Raw genomic sequence first — 18,774 nt, 5'->3', positions numbered from 1 at the left:
GTGTTTCGCATGGAACAGCTCAAAGTCATCGGAACCGAGGATGACGTCCTCGTCGTGGCGACCCAGGCGGGCGAGCGCTTCGCCCTCCCCCTCGACGAGGTGCTGCGCGCCGAAGCGCGCCGCGCCCGCCGGGACCGCGAAGACGACGACCGCGCCCCGCGTCCCAGCCCTCGCGAGATCCAGGCGCACATCCGGGCCGGCATGTCGGCCCGTGAGGTCGCATCGCTGTTGAACGCGCGCGTCGAAGACGTCGAGCGTTTCGAGGGCCCGGTGCTGGCCGAGCGCGAACACGTCGTCAGCCAAGCCCTCGCCGTGCCGGTGCTGCTCGGCGGCACGCTCGAGCACGACGCCCCCATCACCTTCGGCGCGGCGGTCCGCGCCAAGCTCGCCGAGGCCGGCGCCTCGGCCGAGCGGTGGACGAGTTGGAAGGAGGGCACGAGCTGGATGGTCAAGCTCGAGTTCACCGCCAACGGCATCGATCACGACGCGCGGTGGGGCTTCGACCCGCGCCGCAGCACGCTCTCGCCGCAGAACGCCGACGCGATCCAGTTGTCGCGCCAGGGTTCGCTGCCCGAGGGGCTCATCCCGCGTCTGCGCGCCCTCGACAGCGTGCAGAAAGACGAGTCCCGCTTCGACAGCGGCTCGTTCGGGCCGCGCCGCCTCGACATCGAGGACGAACCGGGTGTCGAGGCCACCGGCCCCGTCGCCCCCGCCGTGCAGGCCGCGGCGATCAAGCGCGCCCCCGACGCCCCCGTCACGTCGTCCGAGACGGCCGACCTGCTCGAGGCGCTCCGCCGTCGTCGCGGTCAGCGCGAGCCGCTGCCCGGCACGACCGAGGTCGAGCCCGAGCTGCGTCCGGTCGGTCCCCCCGTGGCGCTGTTCGACGCCGTCGAGCCGGGATACGTCGACGAGCCCGACACGCCCGCCCCCGAGCCCGAGCGCACGCAGCCCGATCCGGCGCGCCGCGCGAAGGGCCGTCCGTCCATGCCGTCATGGGACGAGATCGTGTTCGGCGCCCGCTCCGACGAGAGCTGACACCCTCGAGCGGGTGCCCGACGGCGGCCGGTTGATCGACGCGCAGCGGACCGGTGACCGGAACGGATGCCGGGTGCCCGGCATCCGCACGCCTCAGGCGAACGCCCCCAGGCGCAGGAGCGGAACCGTGCGCTCCTCGTCGGTGAGAGAACCGTGCTGGCCGACCATTTTCTGCGGACGCTTGTCGGCCTCGCGGTCGTCGTAGTACGCGGTGCGTCCGCGCGCGGCGACGAGCACGTCGCCGATGCGGGGTCGCACCTCGTCATCGACCACGCCGAACAGCCCGGCGCCGATCGCCTCGTCGCGCGTCATGACCCAGGCGCGCGCGGCCTCGCTCTCGGCCCACGCCGCAGCCACGGCATCCGCTCGCCCCTCTTGGGTGTAGAGGTGGAGCATGCGGGGCTCCCCGCCGAGCAGGGCGACATCGTCGAGCAGGTGATCGCCCCCGCGGAGCAGGACGTGCTTGTGCGCGGGCACGTCGACCATGCCGTGATCGGCCGTGACGAGCACGCCGGTGCGGGCGTCGACGAGTCCGGCGAGTCGCCGCGCGGCGGCGTCGACGCGCTCGAGGGCGTCGGTCCAGCGCTCCGACTCCCAGCCGTCGCGATGCCCCGCGGTGTCGAGCTCGGGGGCGTAGAGATAAGTGACGGACCCCGGATGCCGCGCGGCCAGGTCGGCGGCGATGCGCACGCGCTCGTCGAGGTCGTCGGAGGAAAAGAACGCGGCCCCCCGCAGCGTCGCCTCGGTGAAGCCGGTGCCGGTGTAGCTCGGTTTCGACACCACGAAGGCACGACCGGGACGAGCGGCGAAGAGCGGTTCCGCCCGCTGCCAGGTGAGCGGATCCAAACCGTCGGTCTCCCACCCGTGCAGCTGGTTCGACGCGATCAGAGTGCCGGGGATCCGCGTGCGGTACCCGACGATGCCGTGGACGCCGGGGTCGACGCCGGTCAGCAGGCTCGTGAGGGCAGCGGCCGTCGTCGAGGGGAAGACGGTGCGCGCGACGTCGCGCCGACCGCCGGCCGCCGCGAGGAAGCGCGCGTGGCCGCGGCGGGCGGCCAGGTTGTGGGCACCGAGGCCGTCGACGAGGAAGACGATGACACTGCGGGCCGGCGGGAGCCAGTCCGATGAGCCCTCGAGAGCGGCAACGGACTGCGCCAGCACACCGGTGAGGCTCCGAGAACGCGGCGGGTCCGCCGGTAGGCTGAGTGACATCGGGGCAAGTCTTCCACACGACACCCGATCCCCGTCCGTCACGGACGCCCGCTCGACCCGAGGCCGTTCACATGCCCGATTCCCGTTCCTCCTCCTCCGCGTCCTCCGCGACCGCTGAGCGCATCGAAGACGTCGATGTCTCGACCGAGATGCAGGGGTCGTTCCTCGAGTACGCCTACTCCGTCATCTACTCGCGCGCGCTTCCCGACGCCCGGGACGGACTCAAGCCCGTGCAGCGGCGCATCCTCTACCAGATGGCCGAGATGGGCCTGCGCCCCGATCGCGGACACGTCAAGAGCGCCCGCGTCGTCGGCGAGGTGATGGGAAAGCTCCACCCGCACGGCGATGCCCCGATCTACGACGCACTCGTGCGTCTCGCGCAGCACTTCACGCTGCGGGTTCCGCTGGTCGACGGACACGGCAACTTCGGGTCGCTCGACGACGGTCCCGCGGCCTCGCGCTACACCGAGGCCCGCCTCGCTCCCCCGGCCCTCGCCCTGACCGAGAACCTCGACGAAGACGTCGTCGACTTCATCCCCAACTACGACGGACAGTTCCAGCAGCCCGAGGTGCTGCCCGCGGCCTTCCCCAACCTGCTGGTCAACGGCGCGACCGGTATCGCGGTCGGCATGGCCACCAACATGGCCCCGCACAACCTCATCGAGGTCGTGGCCGCGGCGACGCATCTGCTCCAGCATCCGGATGCCACGGTGGAGGAGCTCATGGAGTTCGTCCCCGGCCCCGACCTGCCGACGGGCGGCATCATCGTCGGCCTCGACGGCATCAAAGACGCCTACACCAGCGGTCGCGGCACCTTCCGGACGCGCGCGAAGGCGTCGATCGAGTCGCTCGGCCCGCGGCGCACCGGCATCGTCATCACCGAGCTGCCCTATCTCGTCGGCGCCGAGCGCGTCATCGAGAAGATCAAGGATGCCGTTCAGGCCAAGAAGCTGACGGGCATCGCCGACGTCACCGACCTGTCCGACCGCCACCACGGTCTGCGCCTCGTCATCGGCATCAAGACCGGGTTCGACCCGAAGGCCGTGCTCGAGCACCTCTACCGCCTGACCCCGCTCGAGGACTCGTTCGGCATCAACAACGTCGCGCTCGTCGACGGGCAGCCGCAGACGCTCGGGCTCCGCGATCTGCTGCGCGTCTACCTCGACCACCGCATCCGCGTCGTCACGCGGCGCAGCGAGTACCGTCTGGCGCGCAAGCGCGAGCGCCTGCACCTCGTCGAGGGCCTGCTCATCGCGATCCTCGACATCGACGAGGTCATCCAGGTCATCCGCACCTCCGACGACGGAGAGGCAGCGCGCACGAGACTGCAGGAGGTGTTCGACCTCTCGCACGCGCAGGCCGAGTACATCCTCGAGCTGCGACTGCGTCGCCTGACGAAGTTCTCCCGCATCGAGCTCGAAGCCGAGCGCGACCAGTTGAACGCCGAGATCGCCGAGCTCGTCGAGCTGCTCGGCAGCCAGACGCTGCTGCGCCAGCAGGTCGCCCGAGAACTGGATGCCGCCGCGGAGGCGTACGGCACCCCGCGGCGCACGATGCTGCTGAACGGCGGGCCGGTGCAACCGCGGTCGGCGAAGGCCGCGGCCGCCGCCGACCTGCAGATCGCCGACGCCCCGTGCCGCGTGTACCTCTCGGCCACCGGGCGCATGGTGCGCGCCGAACTCGTCGCTGATGCACCCGGCGGGGGTGTGGTGGCTCCGACGCGCCGCTCGAAGCACGACGCGATCCGCTCGTCGGTCGACACGACCACCCGCGGAGACATCGGAGCGGTCACCTCGGCCGGCCGTCTCGTGCGCTTCTCGCCGGTCGACCTGCCCTCGGTGCCCGCCAACTCCGTGCAGGTGGCCGCGGGCACGAGGGTGGGTCAGTACCTGACCCTCGGCAAGGGCGAAGAGGTCGTCGCGCTCGTTCCGCTCGGCGATCAGGCGATCATCGCCCTCGGCACGGCGCAGGGGGTCGTGAAGAGGGTCGCCGCGAGCGAGCTCGGCGCGAAGGACGAGATCGAGATCATCGGGCTCCGCGACGGTGACCGGGTGGTCGGCGCGGCTCTCGCCGGCGACAACGCCGAGCTGGTGTTCGTGGCCAGCGACGCTCAGCTGCTGCGCTTCGACGCCTCGTCCGTTCGGCCGCAGGGACGCTCGGCCGGCGGAATGGCCGGCATCCGTCTCTCCGACGGTGCTCGCGTGATCGCCTTCGCGGTCGTGGGGGCCTCGGCCTTCGACGCCGTCGTGGTGACGATCGCCGGCTCCTCGGCGGCGCTGCCCGGAACGGACGCCGGCAGCGCCAAGGTGTCGGCCTTCACCGAGTTCCCCGCGAAGGGTCGAGCCACCGGCGGCGTGCGTGCGCAGCGCCTGCTGCGCGGCGAAGACGCCCTCGTGCTCGCGTGGGTCGGCACCGAGCCGCGGGCCGTGGGCGCCGACGGATCGGTGCGGACGCTGCCGGACACGGGCGCGAAGCGCGATGCCTCGGGTCAGCCCCTCGACGCGGCGGTCGGCGCGATCGGCACCGCCGTGCGCTGACCGCGGCTCGCCCGCGCACGCCCAGCCGGGCTGTTCGTCCTCACGGGCGTTCGGGGCCCGCTTGCGCCACCGCGGGCGAGGCTCACACGTCGATGCTCTCCCGCGCGAGCCGGTCGCTCGAGTCGACGATGAACTCGCGGCGGGGCGCGACCTCGCTGCCCATCAGCAGGTCGAACACCTGCGCGGCGCCCTCCATGTCTTTCACCTGGACGCGTCGCAGGGTGCGCCCGGCGCGGTCCATCGTGGTGGTCGCGAGCTGATCGGCATCCATCTCTCCGAGGCCCTTGTACCGCTGGATGGGCTCCTGCCAGCGCTTGTTCGCCTTCTTGAGGCGCGCGAGCAGGGCGTGCAGCTCTTGCTCGCTGTAGGTGTAGATCGTTTCGTTCGGCTTGGACCCGGGGTTCATCACGATGACGCGGTGCAGCGGCGGGACGGCGGCGAACACGCGACCGGCCTCGACGAGCGGCCGCATGTACCGGAAGAACAGGGTCAGCAGCAGGGTGCGGATGTGCGCGCCGTCGACATCGGCGTCGCTCATGAGGATGATCTTGCCGTAGCGCGCGGCGCTGAGATCGAAGGAGCGCCCCGACCCCGCGCCGATGACCTGGATGATCGACGCGCACTCGGCGTTGCTCAGCATGTCGCTGATCGAGGCCTTCTGCGTGTTCAGGATCTTGCCGCGGATCGGCAGCAGCGCCTGGTACTCGCTGTTGCGGGCGTCGCGCGCGGTGCCGAGCGCCGAGTTTCCTTCGACGATGAACAGCTCGGAGTTGTCGACGTCGTTCGAGCGACAATCGACGAGCTTCGACGGCAGCGACGACGACTCGAGCGCGTTCTTGCGCCGCTGCGTCTCTTTGTGCGTGCGCGCCGAGATGCGCGCCTTCATCTCGGAGACGATCTTCTCGAGCAGCTGCGCGGTCTGCGTCTTGTCGTCGCGCCTGACCGACGCGAAGCGTGCCGCGAGCTCTTTCTGCACGACGGATGCCACGATCTGCCGCACCGCGGGGGTGCCCAGCACTTCTTTGGTCTGGCCCTCGAACTGCGGCTCCGGCAGGCGGACCGTCAGCACCGCGGTGAGCCCGGCGAGCAGGTCGTCTTTCTCGATCTTGTCGTTTCCGACCTTGAGCTTGCGGGCGTTCTGCTCGACCTGGGCGCGCAGCACCTTCATGAGTCCCTGCTCAAAGCCCTGCTGGTGCGTGCCGCCCTTGGGCGTGGCGATGATGTTCACGAACGAACGGGTCGTGGTGTCGTAGCCGGTGCCCCACCGCACGGCGATGTCGACCTCGCACTCGCGCTGCACCTCGGTGGGAACCATCGACCCACCCGCCTGCAGCACCGGGACGGTCTCGGTGAAAGTTCCGGTGCCGGTCAGGCGCCAGGTGTCGGTGACCGCGGCGTCGGGCGCCAGGAAGTCGGCGAACTCCGAGATACCACCGTCGAAGCGGTAGCTCGTCTCGACGTGCTCGTCGGCACGCTCGTCGAGCACGACGATCTCGAGCCCCGGCACGAGGAACGCCGTCTGACGCACGCGCTGCACCAGCTCGTCGTGACCGAAGGCGGCGTCTTTCGTGAAGATCTGCCGGTCGGCCCAGTAGCGGATGCGGGTGCCCGTCACCCCGCGAGGGGCCTTGCCCACGACCCGCAGCTCGCTGCTGCGCTCGAACGGGGTGAAGGGCGAATCGGGGCCGGAGCCCGCGAAGAGGCCGGGCTCACCCCGGTGGAACGACATCGCGTAGGTCTTGCCGCCGCGGTCGACCTCGACGTCGAGGCGCTCCGACAGGGCGTTCACGACCGACGCGCCCACACCGTGCAGACCACCGGATGCCGCGTACGAGCCGCCGCCGAACTTGCCGCCGGCGTGGAGCTTGGTGAAGACGACCTCGACGCCGGTGAGGCCCGTGCGCGGCTCGACGTCGACGGGGATGCCGCGCGCGCGGTCGCGCACCTCGACGCTGCCGTCGGCGTGGAGGACGATGTCGATGCGGCTGCCGTGACCGGCGAGCGCCTCGTCGACGGAATTGTCGATGATCTCCCACAGACAGTGCATGAGGCCGCGGGAGTCCGTGGAGCCGATGTACATGCCGGGGCGCTTGCGCACGGCCTCGAGACCCTCGAGGACCTGCAGGTGGTGGGCGGAGTACTCGGACGTCACGGTTAGCCAGCGTAATCGGGGCCACCGACATCGCCTGCCAGACACACAGCGGGGCTGGGCTACCGTACGCGCACAGCGAAATGTGATCAAGGCGCGGCATAGGGGAAACATCCGCGTGGTTGTATATGGAGACTCGCCCACGACCACATGAGGAGGGCACCCGAGATGACCACCACGACTGCACCCGACGCGACCGTTCTCGACCACCGCCTGACGGCGGCGGATCGCTGCGACTCCTGCGGCGCACAGGCCTACATCGCCGCGGAGGTGAACGGCAGCGAGCTGCTGTTCTGCGCCCACCACGGCCGCAAGTACGAGGAGAAGCTCCGCAGCGTCGCGACCTCATGGCACGACGAGACGGCGCGACTCACCTCAACCGACTGAGCCCTCCGTCAGCAACGGGTCCTGCTCACTCCTTCGCGAGTGAGGCGGGGCCCGTTCTGCGTCTCAGCCCGCGTACACCCGGGGTATCGACGGCGAGACGCGCAGCGCGATCTCTTCGCCGATGGTATCGATCAGCTCGGCGAGATCGGTCGCGCTTCGCAAGGCGCCCCGCCCGAAGACGGTGATCTCGTCGCCGACCCGCGCGTCGTCCCACGGGGCGAGGGCCGTCGAGGTCGCACCGATGGCCTCTACGCGGCGCGGGCCCGCGGGAGTGATGACGTCGAACCGCCCGCTCAGGGCGCTCGGGAGACCGTGCAGGCTGCCGACGTCGAGATGCACACCCGCCGGGTCGACGGCGATGACGGTGGCGACCAGAGCCGCGATGGGCTCGATGCCGAGCTCCACCTCACCCGGGCCGCCGGCGGGGCGGATGCCGTACGAGAACGCGCCGACGCGCACGAGATCTTCGCGGAACTCCCCGCGGGCGAAGCCGGCGGCACTCGCGGCGAGGTGCGAGAAACGGGGTTCGAGGCCGGCGGCGCGCGCCGCGTCACGCGCGGAGAGGAAGAGCGCGCGGGCGTCGTCGTCGTCGGCATCCGACGCTTCGGAGATGTGCGACCAGATCCCCTCGAGAACGGCTCGGCCCTGATCGACGAGCTCGGCGGTACGCGCGAGCGCGGCATCCCAGCGCTCCGGGCGGATGCCGTTGCGGTGCAGGCCCGTGTCGACCTTCAGGTGCACGCGGGCCGACGCGGCCGGCGATCCCGCGAGGTCGTCGAGCAGCGCCTCGTCGCCGATGCCGAGGTCGAGGTCGGCGGCGATGCCGGCGCGCAGGTCGTCGACACCGCCGATGAGCCAGACGAAGATGCGCGCGTCGGGTCCGGTGATCGCGCGGACGGCCGCGCCGGTGGCGACGTCGAACGCCCCGAACCAGCGGACGCCCTCGTCCCACGCCCGGCGCACCAGCGTCTCGAGACCGTGGGCGTACGCATCGTCTTTCACGACGAGCATGTGCGCCGCCGGGGCGACAGCCTCGCGTACACGGCGGAGGTTGCGACGGAAGGCGTCCAGGTCGACGCGGTATTCGGCACTCATGCGGACACCCGGCGATCGGCTCGCGCACCCACCGCGGCGACGATCTCGGCCGCGGTCCAGCCCGTGGCATCCGTCCACTCCGCCAGGGAGGGCTCGTCGCGCCGCGGATCGCCGAAGAACACGACCTCCGCCCCGCGCGCCACGGGTGCGTCGCCGACATCGACGACGCAGACGTCCATGGCCACTCGGCCCACGATCGGGTGGCGGCGCCCGTCGATCGCGACGGTCGCGGCATTGCCGAGCGAGCGCACGACGCCCTGCGCGTAGCCCCCCGTCACGAGCGCGACGGTGCTGTCGCGCGCCGCGCGATGGGTGTAGCCGTACGAGACGCCCTCGCCGCGCAGCAGCGGCTTCGTTCCGAGCGCGCGCCCGCGCAACGACAGCACCGGCCGAACGTCGGAGCCCGGCAGGCCGAACAGCGTCGCGGCGTCGAGGCCCTCGGCATCCATCCCCAGATCGGACAGCACCGATGCCACCCACCGGGCGCCGTGGCCCCACCCGTCGGCGGCGAGAACGTCGTCGTCGCCGCCCACCGCCCGCGGAGCGTTGTGGCGCAGCGCGGCCTCGGAGACGAGGGCCACGGGGGCGACTCCCCCGGCCCCGGGCGTGCGGGCAGGGAGCGTGAAGGTCACGCATCTAGACTAACGGGGTCCGTGATCCCCGACCCCGGAGCGTGCATGCCTAGCCAGGGCTTCTCCCCCGTCACCCGTCTGCGCTACCTCGCCGATCGCGCCCGCCGCATCGATGTGGGCTCGGTGATCGAACGGGCCAAAGAGGCCTCGGCTCAGCACGGCAAGGCCATGCCGCTGGTCGTCGCCGACATGCTCTTCCAGGCGGGTGTGAAGAACGTCGGGTTCCAGGACTACATCGACTACGACTTCGCCATCCTCACCCCGGCCGAGCGTGCGACTTACATGACGCACCCGGTGTCGAACCAGATCTCTCAGAAGTACGACCACCCCGACTTCCGCGGCATCTTCCAGGACAAGGTGGCTTTCGACCGCCGCTTCAGCGAGTTCCTGCGCCGGGACTGGATGGTGGTGGATGCCGACAACGCCGACGAGCTGCGCGCGTTCACCGAGCGCCTCGGCACCGTCGTCACCAAGGAGCCGGTGGGCCAGGCCGGCACCGGCGTGCACCGCTACCACGCCGCCGAGGTCGAGGATTGGGGGGCCTTCCACCGCGGACTGCTCGAGCGCGGCGAGATCCTCGTCGAAGAGGTCATCCGCCAGCACGACGACCTGGCGGCCGTCTGCCCCGGCACCGTCAACACCACGCGCGTGACGGCGTTCTTCGACGGACGGAAGACCCATATCCTCGCGATGGCGCAGAAGTTCGGCCGCGGCGCCGTCAGCGACCAGATGACCTTCGGCGGCTTCTACACGATGCTCGACGACGACGGCCGCGCCCTCGGCGCCGGCTACGACTCCCACGGCCATGTGCACGAGGTGCACCCCGACTCGGGCGTGCGCATCGCCGACTTCCAGCTGCCGATGATCGACGAGGTCAAGGCGTTCGTCGACCAGGTCGCGCGCGTCGTGCCCCAAGTGCAGTACGTCGGCTGGGACATCGTCGTCGGCCCCGACGGCCCCGTGCTCGTCGAGGGCAACTGGGGCGCCGGCGTGTACGAGAACAAGCCGAGCGTCACCGGTATCCGCACCGGCCACAAGCCGCGCTACCGGGCCGCGATCGGGTTCTGATCCCGGATGCAGACAGGCCCGCCCCCGTGTCGGGGGCGGGCCTTCGCTTTGTCGTCGGGGCGGACTCGGCCGACGGCCGACGGGGCCGAACGAGCGCGAGCACGTCCCGCCCGCCTGATCGCTCGCGCGAGGGCTGAGCCGCCGTCTCGGGAGGAACGACGGTGCTGAGCTCTGCGGGGCGCGGAGGCCGTGGCATCCAGCTCCGCGTTCGGCCGGAGCAACAGCGCCGAGCCCTGCGGGGCGCGGAGGCCGTGGCATCCATCTTCGCCCTTCGGCAGGAACGACGGCGCCGAGCCTGGCGGAGCGGCGGATGCCCTGCAGTGCGTCTCCGCGTTCAGCAGAAGCGACGGCGAGCCCTGCGGAGGACGGACGCCGCGGCGTGCGTCTCCGCGCTTCGCCAGGAACGACAGCGCCGAGCCCTGCAGAGCGGCGGGTGCCGTGGCATCCGTCTCCGCGAGGCTCGGCGCCGGTGGAGGGAAGGGGTCGGGTCAGCCGGCCATGATGGCCGACTCGGCCGGCACCACCCCGAGCAGCAGCAGCACGATGATGAGGATGCCGAGCGCCACGCGGTAGATCACGAACGGCAGGAAGCTGCCGCGCTTGAGGTACTGCATGAGGAAGGCGATGACGAGGTAGCCGACGACGAACGCGATGATCGTCGCGATGGCCGTCTCGCCCAGGTTGTAGGGTCCGGTGCCCTCGTCGAAGCTCTTGTAGAGCTCGTACAGCCCGCTGGCGAACACGGCGGGCACGGCCAGGAGGAACGAGTACTCGGCCGCGGCGGTGCGCTTGTAGCCGAGCGCCCGACCCAGCGTCGTCGTCGCGCCCGAGCGCGAGACGCCGGGGACGAGGGCGAGCGCCTGGGCGAAACCGTACGCCACGCCGTGCGGGTAGGTGAGGTCGTCGAGGTCGCGGCGGCGCTTGCCGTAGTGGTCGGCGAGACCCAGCAGGATGCCGAAGACGATCAGCACGACAGCGGTGATCCAGAGGCTGCGGAAGTTGTCGCGGATCAGGCTCTGCAGCAGCACGCCGAGGAGGGCGATGGGGATGGTGCCGATGATGACGAGCCAGCCCATGCGGGCGTCGGGGTCGTTGCGCGGCACCTTGCCGCTGAGCGAGAGGAACCACCGCGAGATGACGCGGGCGATCTTCGCGCGGAAGTAGATCAGGACGGCGAGCTCGGTGCCGATCTGCGTGATGGCGGTGAAGGTCGCGCCGGGGTCGGTCTGCGACGGGAGGAACTCGCCCACGATGCGCAGGTGCGCGCTGGAGGAGATGGGGAGGAATTCGGTGAGGCCCTGAACGAGCCCGAGGATGATGACCTCGAAGATATGCATGCGGTCCTTCAGTACGTCCGGAGAAGGTCGGCGAGAACACGTCGACCGAACTCGAGCGCGTCGACGGGGACGCGCTCGTCGACACCGTGGAACATTCCGGTGAAGTCGAGATCGGCGGGAAGTCGCAGCGGCGCGAATCCGTAACCGGAGATTCCGAGCGTGGAGAGGGCCTTGTTGTCGGTTCCCGCACCCAGCAGGTACGGGATGACGGGGACGCCCGGGTCGTGGCGGCCGAGCTGCGCGACCATCGCGTCGACCAGGCCTCCGGCGAAGGGCACCTCGAGACCGATGTCGCGATGCACGATCTCGATGTCGACGCCATCACCGACGATCCGTTGGATGTCGGCGAGAGCGGCCTCCTCGGTGCCGGGCAGGACCCGCACGTCGATGAGCGCTTCGGCGCGGTCGGGGATCACGTTGTGCTTGTAGCCGGCGGTCAGGCCCGTCGGGTTCGTCGTGGTGCGCAGGGTGGACTGGACGAAGCTCGCCGCCGCGCCGGTGCGCTGCGCGAGCGCGTCGGGGTCGTCCGCGTCGTCACCAGTGATCTGCGCCAGCCCCGCCAGCAGGGCGGTCGTGGTGTCGGTGAGCCGGATGGGCCATTCCGTGCGTCCGAGAGCCGCGACCGCTTCGGCGAGACGGGTGACCGCGTTGTCGGGGTGCAGGCGGCTGCCGTGACCGGCCCGACCTCGTGCGACCAGCTTGATCCACAGCAGCGCCTTCTCGCCGACCTGCAGCAGGTAGGCGCGCCGGTCGCCGACGGCGATGGAGTACCCGCCCACCTCGCTGATGGCCTCGGTGGCCCCGGCGAACCATTCGGGACGGTCCTTCACCACCCGGCCCGAGCCCTCGACGCCACCGTTCTCCTCATCGGCGAAGAACGTCACGATCACGTCGCGCTCGGGCTGTTCGCCCGTCCGCAGCAGGTCGGCGACGGCGGTGAGGATCATGGCATCCATGTTCTTCATGTCGACCGCTCCGCGGCCCCATAGGATGCCGTCGCGGATCTCGCCGGCGAAGGGGTCGACGCTCCAGTCGTCGGCGACGGCGGGCACGACGTCGAGGTGGCCGTGCAGCACGAGCGCGGGCTTGTCGGGGTTGCGGCCGGGAACGCGGGCGCAGACATTCGTGCGGCGCTCGACGGGCTCGTAGTAATCGGTGTCGAGACCGAGTGCTTCGAGGTAGGCGCCGGCGTACTCGGCCGCCTCGCGCTCGCCGTTCGACCGGCCTCCGCCGTAGTTCGAGGTGTCGAACCGGATGAGATCGGACGCGATGCGCGCGACCTCGGGGACGACGTTTTCGGGCTCGGACATGCGCACTACCGTACCGGGACGCGAGGACGACTCCCGTCGCGTGTCCCTCGGTTCGCTCGCCGCGGCACCCTGGGGAGGACGGGCGGCCGGCCGGTGGACGACGCGGCCCCCTGTGGGCGGCGCGCTCGGACGCGCCCGGGCTGCGTCGCCGGTTCGAGTGGGGCTTCGCGGCGTGGTAATGTCGTTCCTCGTTGCGCAAGCGACAATTCACCCAGATGCGCGGGTGGCGGAATAGGTAGACGCGCTAGCTTGAGGTGCTAGTGCCCTTTAACGGGCGTGGGGGTTCAAGTCCCCCCTCGCGCACAGAACGAAGAAGGCCCCGGGTTCATCCCGGGGCCTTCTTCGTTGTCTGCGGAAGGGTCGGCCGCGAACCCGTTCTGGGTTGGGCCCACGCCGCCGGAGGCTCCGCGCGCCGCGTAGCGGCGGGTGGAGGGGCGGTGGGGAAAAGTCCCCCTCGCGCCTCGCGTCCCGGCATCCACGCGTGCGTGACTCCCCCGAAACACGGGTGTGACACGTCGCGCTTAGCGTCGAGACATGCCTGCTTTCCGCGTGCCCACGATCGACATCTCCGCGTGGGTGGGTCCCGGCTCGCCCGATGCGCGCGCGGCGGTGGTCGCCGCCGTCGACCACGCGTGCCGCACCGTCGGGTTCATGCAGGTGGTGGGGCACGGCATCCCGAATGCGGTGCTGAATGACTTCACGGGCGCGCTCGACGCGTTCTTCGCGCTGCCGCTGGACGAGAAGAAGCGGTATGTGCGTCCGGGGTCCGAGAACCGCGGATACAGCCCGCCGAAGAGCGAGTCGCTGAGCTACAGCCTCGGCGTCGACCCCGTCACGCGCATGAACGACTTCTTCGAGGCGTTCAACGTGGGGACGTCGTGGCGGGAGTATCCGGAGACGTCAGCGACGCCCGCGGACTACGCCGAGAACACGTGGCCCGATGAGGCCCCGGCCTTCGAGCCGGCCGTCACCGCCTACTACGACGAAGCACGGCGCGTGGCCCGGACGCTGACGCGCGTGTTCGCGGCGGCGCTGCGTGTGCCCGACGACTTCTTCGAGGGCATCACGGGGCACTCGATCGACGTGCTGCGCATGAACAACTACGCCCTGCCGCCGGGGTCGATCGAGCTCGGCGCCGAGCTGACGGGGATGGGCGAGCACACCGACTTCGGCCTCGTCACGGTGCTGTGGGCGGATCGGGTCGCGGGCCTGCAGGTGCTCGGCCTGGACGGCTCGTGGAACGACGTCGCACCCGCCGAGGGCGCGCTGCTGGTCAACCTCGGCGACGTGGCCGCGCGGCTGACCAACGACAAGTGGCTGTCGACGCTGCACCGGGTGAAGCCGCCCGTCATCGACGGCACGATCGAGCGGCGGCGGTCGGCGGCTTTCTTCCACGACGGCAACGCGGATGCCGTCATCGCACCGCTGCCGCACTTCGTGACGCCCGAGGCGCCGGCGGTGTACGACCCCGTGACGGTGCGCGAGCACATCACGGCCAAGCTCGCCGGATCCCGCGCGGGGCGCAAAAACGTCGGTGCGGTGCGCGAGGCCGCGCGGGTGGCGGCGGCGACGCGCGGCTGACGCCGACCCCGCGCTCCGCCCGTTCCTGCGCTCCGTCGCCGGCGGCGGCGCGGCAGCGGAGCCGCAGCCCTCCGCGAGAAACGCTATTCGCGGCGAGAAACGCCACAACGACGCGTGTCTCGTTGCCAACAGCGTTTCTCGGCGGCGGCGCGACCGAGCCGCTGTCGCCGGCCCCGCCGCGGCGGCGGCGCTACCCCGCGCGAGAAACGCCGTTCGCGCTGAGAAACGCCACGACGCCGCGTGTCTCGACGCAAACTCCGTTTGTCGGCCGCACCGGCCGAGCCGCCCCGCGCGAGAAACGCTATCCGCTCTGACAAACGCCACGATGTCGTGTGTCTCGACGCGAGTGGCGTTTTCTCGACGGCGACACCGGTCGAGCCGCTGTCGCCGGCCCCGCCGTGGCGCCGACGCCGCCGGTCGAGTCGCTGCCCCCGCGCGAGAAACGCCGTCTGCCCTGAGAAACGCCACAACACCGCGTGTCTCGACGCAAACAGCGTTTCTCGGCGGCTGCGCCGGTCGAGGCGGCTGCGCCGGTCGAGGCGGCGCAGCCGGTCGAGGCGGCGGCACCGGTCGAGTCGCCGCCGCGAGTCGACGTCACCGGCCCAGCCGCGGCGGCGGCGCTCGTCAGGCCGCGGAGACTCCGAACAGCAGGCCGAGCACGTACGTGATGGCGGCGGCACCGAAGCCGATCGCGAGTTGGCGCAGCCCGCGCTTGAGCGGCGACGCACCCGAGAGCAGCCCCACCATGGCACCGGTGGCCATGAGCGCGATGCCGACGAGCACGAGAGCGAGCACGACCGCACCGAGGCCGCTCATGCCGAAGATCCAGGGCAGCACCGGGATGATCGCACCCGAGGCGAAGAACAGGAAGCTCGAGATCGACGCGCCCCACGCGCTGCCGACGACGTCGTGCGCGCTCTTCCCCGGTGCGGCGGCTGCCGGGGCGGTGCCGGATTGCGCGGCCGTGACGACCTCGCGGGCCTTGGTCAGTGCGGCATCCGGATCCATGCCGCGCGTGCGGTACACGAGGGCGAGCTCGTTGGCATCCAGATCGAGGTGCGGCAGGGCCGCGTCGGCGAAGTCGCTCTCTTCCGTGGCTTCGAGCAGCTCCCGCTGCGAGCGGACCGAGACGAACTCGCCCGCGCCCATCGACAGGGCTCCCGCCAGCAGGCCCGCGATCCCGCTGAACAGCACGAAGCTCGGGGCGACGCCGGTCGCCCCGACGCCCATCACCAGGGCGAGGTTCGACACCAGGCCGTCGTTGGCGCCGAACACCGCGGCGCGGAAGGTGCCCGAGAGGCGTCGGCGGCCGCGGGCGGCGAGGCCGCGCACGACCTCATGGTGCACGCGCTCGTCGGCGGCCATCGCGGCGGTGGCGTAGGGCTCGTCGGCGTAGGGCGAACGGGCCTCGGCGTTCTGGGCGAGGGCGAGCACGAAGATCGAGCCGAAGCGGCGGGCCATCCACGACAGCATCCGCGTTCCGACCCCGGGGTGCGGCAGGCGCTGCGGCTGCTCGCCGAGCAGGTCGATCCAATGCTGCTCGTGACGCCCCTCCGCCTCGGCGAGGGCGAGCAGGATGTCGCGCTCCTCGCCCGTGCGGCGGGACGCCAACTCGCGGTACACACGGGCCTCGGCGCGCTCGTCGACGAGATAGCGCGCCCAGCGGCGGCGGTCACGGGCGGTGGGTGTGGCGAGGGTCGTCACGCGGGCTCCTTCGGGTCGCCCACAACCGTAATGAGGCGACCGCGCTCCCCCGGGCGCGTCGATCCAAACTGACAGCATTTCGGGCTTCCGAAGCCCGCGTTCCCGCGGAACGTGAGGGGTGGATGCCAGGGTTTCGGGTCCGCGAAACAGGGATGCCGGGCGACGCTGCGAGACGTGCGCCGGGGTCAACCGCGCCGCGGGTCGGCAGCGCCGCGAGCAGGCCGCGCTGCGGGTCGACGCCGCGCCGCGGGTAGACGCCGCGCCGCGCATCAACCGCACCGCAGATCAGCTGCGCCGGGGTCAGGAGTGCACGCGCTTGCGCAGCACGTCGATGCGCGCCTGCAGCTGCGCGACGGTCGCGTGCGACACGGCGGGACCGCCGCAGATGCGCCGGAGCTCGGCGTGCACGAGACCGTGCGGCTCGCCGCTCTGACGCGCGTACAGGCCGACCATCGTGTTCAGCAGCTGCCGCTGCTCTTTCAGCGTGCGGTGCAGCGGCGCCGGGAGCCCGCCGTCGTCGACGCTGGGCGGTTCGACGCCGTTCTCCTTCTCGGTCGCCTCGCGGGTGGAGCGGTGCCGCGACTGCCGGGTCGCGCGCGACATCAGCACCTCGTGCACCTGCTCGGGTTCGAGCAGACCCGGGATGCCGAGGAACTCCTCCTCCTCGATGGTTCCCGGCACGGCGAGCTGACCGAACTCCTGCCCGTCGAACATCACGCGGTCGAAGTGGGCGAGCGAGCCGAGAGCCTGGTACTCGAACTCCTGCTCGAGCGCATCGGAGGCCTTGTCCTCGCGCTCGGCGGCATCCATCAAATCTTCTTCGGCGTTCCACTGATCGTCCGCGTCGCTGTCGCGGTCGAGGGCGTGCTCGCGCTGCGCCTCCATCTCGCCGGCGAGCGCGAGTAGCTGCGGCACGTTCGGCAGGAACACGCTGGCCGTCTCGCCGCGGCGGCGAGCGCGCACGAAACGCCCGATGGCCTGGGCGAAGAAGAGCGGCGTCGAGGCGCTCGTCGCATAGACCCCGACGGCGAGGCGCGGAACGTCGACGCCCTCCGACACCATGCGGACGGCGACCATCCAGCGGCTCGTGCCCTTCGAGAACGTCTCGATACGGCCCGAGGCCTCGGCCTCGTCGGAGAGCACGACGGTGACCTTCTCGCCGCTGATGTCTTCGAGGATGGCCGCGTACGCCCGCGCGGCGGTCTGATCGGTCGCGATGACCAGGCCCCCGGCATCCGGAACCGTCTCGCGCACCTCGGTGAGTCGACGGTCGGCGGAGCGGAGGACGGCCGGGATCCAATCGCCGTTCGGATCGAGCGCGGTGCGCCAGGCCTGCGAGGTGATGTCCTTGGTGTTGTCCTGCCCGAGCTGGGCCTCCATCTCTTCGCCCGCCTTGGTGCGCCAGCGCATCTGACCGGCGTAGACGAGGAAGAACACAGGGCGCACGACGCCGTCTTCGAGGGCCCGTTTGTAGCCGTAGGCGTAGTCGGTGCGGGAGAGGCGGATGCCCTTGGCGTTCGGGTGGTATTCCACGAACGGGATCGGCGCGGTGTCGCTGCGGAACGGCGTTCCCGACAGCAGCAGGCGGCGGGTGGCACGGCTGTAGGCCTCGCGCAGCGCATCGCCCCAGCTGAGGGCGTCGCCGCCGTGGTGCACCTCGTCGAGGATGACGAGGGTTCTGGCATCCATCGTCAGGCGCTGGTGCACCTCGGCCTTGACCGCGACCTGGGCGTAGGTGACCGCGACGCCGTGGTACTGCCGCGAGGGCGTGGCGTGGCGGTTGGAGAAGAACGGATCGAGACGGATGCCGACGCGCGCGGCCGCCTCGGCCCACTGGGTCTTGAGGTGCTCGGTGGGGGCGACGACGACGATGCGGTCGACGACGCGGCGGCGCATGAGCTCGGATGCCAGGCGCAGGGCGAACGTCGTCTTGCCGGCGCCCGGGGTGGCGGCGGCGAGGAAGTCGCGCGGACCCTTGCCCTCGCCGTCGGGTCCGTCGAGGCCGAAGTAGAGGTCGAGCGCCTCGGCCTGCCAGGCGCGGAGGCGCTGGGCGGTTCCCCACGGCGCGCGCTGCGGGAACGACGGCGAGAGGTGCTCGGCGGCGAACGAGCCGAAGTGGGGTTCGACGCCGTCGACGGGCGACGGGGCGTCGCCCGGGACGGGGTGGTCGGCCACGGGGGCGGTGGCGTGGGCCGGATCGAGGGGGATGGATGCCGCGGGGGCGGGGCTCGCCGGTGCGGGCGGGGTGGATGCCGCGGGGGCGGGCGAGGATGCCACGGGAGCGGGCGGGATTGCCGAGGCGGCGGAGACGGATGCCGCGGGTCCGGGGCTCGCGACCGGGCGGGGACTGGCGACCCGGCCAAGGCTCGCCACCGGGCCGGGGCTCGCGACCGGGCCGGGACTCGCGACCGGGCCGGGACTCGCGACCGGGCCGGGACTGGCGATGCGCGGTGCCGAGGTCGCGGCATCCGGATGCGGGAGGTTCGAGGTGCGGGCTTCTTCTTCCAGCATCGACCCTCCTTTCCTCGCGAGCGCGAACATCAACGATAGGTCACCCGCACGCTCCCCGACGCGGGGTGTGGACCGTCGGCCGTCGCCGCTCTCCCGGTCGGCGACCGCGGGGCGTGCACAACGCAGGACATTCGACACCCCAGCCCCGGCTCGGCATCGGATTCGGGGGCGCGGCGTGTCGGGCCCGTCCGGAACTCCTGCGTCGTGCACGGCTGT

13 protein-coding genes and 1 tRNA gene are annotated in these 18,774 nt (G+C 71.3%); 6 read left to right on the top strand and 8 right to left on the bottom strand.

The features are described 5' to 3' along the window. Positions 1-9: 9 nt before the first annotated feature. A complete protein-coding gene (gene sepH / locus AS029_RS13825; RefSeq protein WP_058233179.1) occupies positions 10-1,035 on the top strand; it encodes a septation protein SepH in 1,026 nt (341 codons plus the stop codon). A gap of 93 nt (positions 1,036-1,128) precedes the next feature. Here the strand turns inward: sepH and AS029_RS13820 are convergent, their stop codons facing one another. Next, positions 1,129-2,247 (bottom strand): alkaline phosphatase family protein, encoded by a 1,119-nt coding sequence (locus AS029_RS13820; protein ID WP_058233178.1) that lies wholly within the window; start codon positions 2,245-2,247, stop codon positions 1,129-1,131. Positions 2,248-2,318: 71 nt separating this feature from the next. On the opposite strand from AS029_RS13820, the gene AS029_RS13815 reads away from it, so the two are divergent. Continuing rightward, positions 2,319-4,784, top strand: coding sequence for a DNA gyrase/topoisomerase IV subunit A (locus AS029_RS13815; protein WP_058233177.1), 2,466 nt, complete (start codon positions 2,319-2,321; stop codon positions 4,782-4,784). A gap of 82 nt (positions 4,785-4,866) precedes the next feature. Here AS029_RS13815 and AS029_RS13810 read toward each other — a convergent pair whose 3' ends face one another. Further along, positions 4,867-6,936: a DNA gyrase/topoisomerase IV subunit B gene (locus tag AS029_RS13810; protein WP_058233176.1), complete on the bottom strand. Its 2,070-nt coding sequence runs from the start codon at positions 6,934-6,936 to the stop codon at positions 4,867-4,869. A gap of 165 nt (positions 6,937-7,101) precedes the next feature. On the opposite strand from AS029_RS13810, the gene AS029_RS13805 reads away from it, so the two are divergent. Further along, a complete protein-coding gene (locus AS029_RS13805) occupies positions 7,102-7,320 on the top strand; it encodes a DUF7455 domain-containing protein (protein WP_058233175.1) in 219 nt (72 codons plus the stop codon). A 63-nt stretch (positions 7,321-7,383) separates the two neighbouring features. On the opposite strand, the gene AS029_RS13800 is transcribed toward AS029_RS13805, so the two are convergent. Next, on the bottom strand, positions 7,384-8,415 hold the full coding sequence (locus AS029_RS13800; RefSeq protein WP_058233174.1) for an alanine racemase: 1,032 nt from the start codon (positions 8,413-8,415) through the stop codon (positions 7,384-7,386). Beyond that, complete coding sequence (locus AS029_RS13795; RefSeq protein ID WP_058233173.1) at positions 8,412-9,047, bottom strand: alanine racemase C-terminal domain-containing protein; 636 nt, start codon at positions 9,045-9,047, stop codon at positions 8,412-8,414. Before AS029_RS13795 ends, AS029_RS13800 begins: the two co-directional genes overlap by 4 nt. 45 nt (positions 9,048-9,092) lie before the next feature. Here AS029_RS13795 and AS029_RS13790 point away from each other — a divergent pair, with 45 nt between their 5' ends. Further along, the gene (locus tag AS029_RS13790) at positions 9,093-10,115 is read left to right on the top strand and encodes a sugar-transfer associated ATP-grasp domain-containing protein (protein ID WP_058233269.1); all 1,023 of its coding nucleotides are present in this window, start codon (positions 9,093-9,095) and stop codon (positions 10,113-10,115) included. A gap of 488 nt (positions 10,116-10,603) precedes the next feature. Here the strand turns inward: AS029_RS13790 and AS029_RS13785 are convergent, their stop codons facing one another. After that, positions 10,604-11,452: an undecaprenyl-diphosphate phosphatase gene (locus AS029_RS13785; protein ID WP_058233172.1), complete on the bottom strand. Its 849-nt coding sequence runs from the start codon at positions 11,450-11,452 to the stop codon at positions 10,604-10,606. Between the two features lie 8 nt (positions 11,453-11,460). Further along, positions 11,461-12,762, bottom strand: a complete 1,302-nt coding sequence (locus tag AS029_RS13780; protein ID WP_058233171.1) for a M20/M25/M40 family metallo-hydrolase — start codon at positions 12,760-12,762, stop codon at positions 11,461-11,463. 217 nt (positions 12,763-12,979) lie between these two features. Here AS029_RS13780 and AS029_RS13775 point away from each other — a divergent pair. Continuing rightward, positions 12,980-13,065 (top strand) — tRNA-Leu (locus tag AS029_RS13775). A 231-nt stretch (positions 13,066-13,296) separates the two neighbouring features. Continuing rightward, complete coding sequence (locus AS029_RS13770; protein ID WP_058233170.1) at positions 13,297-14,343, top strand: isopenicillin N synthase family dioxygenase; 1,047 nt, start codon at positions 13,297-13,299, stop codon at positions 14,341-14,343. A 624-nt stretch (positions 14,344-14,967) separates the two neighbouring features. Here AS029_RS13770 and AS029_RS13765 read toward each other — a convergent pair. Together AS029_RS13765 and AS029_RS13760 are read right to left on the bottom strand one after the other, a co-directional pair. Then, positions 14,968-16,047 carry a VIT1/CCC1 transporter family protein gene (locus tag AS029_RS13765; protein ID WP_058233169.1) on the bottom strand — a complete coding sequence of 360 codons (1,080 nt, stop codon included), beginning with the start codon at positions 16,045-16,047 and terminating at the stop codon, positions 14,968-14,970. Positions 16,048-16,347: 300 nt separating this feature from the next. Further along, the gene (locus AS029_RS13760) at positions 16,348-18,558 is read right to left on the bottom strand and encodes a DEAD/DEAH box helicase family protein (protein ID WP_228375956.1); all 2,211 of its coding nucleotides are present in this window, start codon (positions 18,556-18,558) and stop codon (positions 16,348-16,350) included. Positions 18,559-18,774: the final 216 nt, after the last annotated feature.

Source organism: Microbacterium enclense (assembly GCF_001456955.1).
Taxonomy (GTDB): domain Bacteria; phylum Actinomycetota; class Actinomycetes; order Actinomycetales; family Microbacteriaceae; genus Microbacterium; species Microbacterium enclense.
Note: the sequence above shows the minus strand (reverse complement) of the source record. Positions and strands in the feature narration are given on the sequence as shown.